Raw genomic sequence first — 1,372 nt, 5'->3', positions numbered from 1 at the left:
GAGAATACCGGTTTTTGATCACTGTCTTTCAGCGCCACCAAAAGCCTGCCCGATACCAATTCATTTACATAAAAACCTTTATCTACTATTACTTTAATTGCGGTTAGCAGATCGGATGGGGTTGATTCTTTAAGCATATAGCCTCCGGCACCGGCTTTAAGCATCCCGATAATCGCTTTTTCATCTTCGAGCATACTTAATGCAAGCACATGTACATTCGGATGATTGGTTTTAACCCATTTAGTTGCTGCAAAGCCGTCCATTACCGGCATATTAATGTCCATTAGCACCAGTTGAACGTGTTTGTGGTTGTTTATTTTAGACTGTAGATCTAATCCGTTCACAGCCTCAAACGTGACATTTATTTCGTCAAATTCTTCCAATAGGCTGGCCAATCCGGAACGGAAAAGCGTGTGGTCATCAACAATAGCGATAGAGATACTTTGTTCTTGCATACAATTAAGGGTATGGAACTTCTATTGAAATGGAAGTGCCTTCGCCTGGAGTCGAATTTAATATTAATTTTCCATTGATCATCTCAATTCTTTTATAAATAGAATTTAGTCCCATTCCTGATTTTTTTGATCTAATTTCTTCGGGGTTAAAACCAATCCCATTTTCGGAAACCCTTAAATATATAGTATTGTCTGCCAGATGCGAATCGATTTGAATATCGGTTGCCTGGGCATGCTTTATGATGTTATTGATGATTTCTTGCAATAAACGGAGAATGATTAAATCTTTGTTCGGCGATGTAATTTGCAGATCGATTAATTGATTGTTAATTTTTAGTTCATAAGAACCAGCTTTATTCAACCAGTTAATTTCCTGATCAATTGCGTGGCCAATGCCGTTTTCTACCAGTTGCTCGCCATGTAATAGTTTTGCCAACTCCCTTAATTCTTTAATAGATTTGTTAACCAGTGCTAACGAATTGTCGATTTTCTTTTTGGCCTTTTCCCCATCGTTTAAATTTACAGAGTTTAAGGTGAGTGTGGTAAGGCTGAGCAACTGGCCAACATTATCATGTAATTCTGTGGCTATACTTTGCATCGTTTGATCTTGTACTTCAACGCGGGTTTGAAGCATTTCGGACTCAAATTTTTGCTGCATATTCTGCTTTTCCAGAAAATGGTTCTTTTTATGCCTGGTATAAGATCTGATATATAAAATCAAAAAAACAGGCATAAGAAGAAATACCAAAGTTGCAATGGCAACTAAGATTGCAATTTTTGTTGTTTCATTCTGCATATAAAGGAATATAACCAAAAGCTATATAAAATAAGGTTTAACAGGATATAAATAAGGAATTTTAAAGCAAAGCCTATAATTTTAACCGTAAATAACCCATCAAAAATATTCGACATGGTAC

2 protein-coding genes are annotated in these 1,372 nt (G+C 36.2%); both read right to left on the bottom strand.

Annotated features, from left to right (window positions below; translation table 11 throughout):
- The coding region (locus AC1DPQ_RS27780; RefSeq protein ID WP_477611572.1) for a response regulator at positions 1-455 on the bottom strand (455 nt) is incomplete at its 3' end.
- Between the two features lie 4 nt (positions 456-459).
- Positions 460-1,251 (bottom strand): sensor histidine kinase, encoded by a 792-nt coding sequence (locus AC1DPQ_RS27775; RefSeq protein WP_477611571.1) that lies wholly within the window; start codon positions 1,249-1,251, stop codon positions 460-462.
- Positions 1,252-1,372 lie beyond the last annotated feature (121 nt).

The sequence above is a fragment of the Pedobacter sp. 01T416_2 genome (assembly GCF_056398925.1).
The sequence above is the reverse complement of the archived record's forward strand: the minus strand, read 5'-3'. Positions and strand labels throughout refer to the sequence as shown.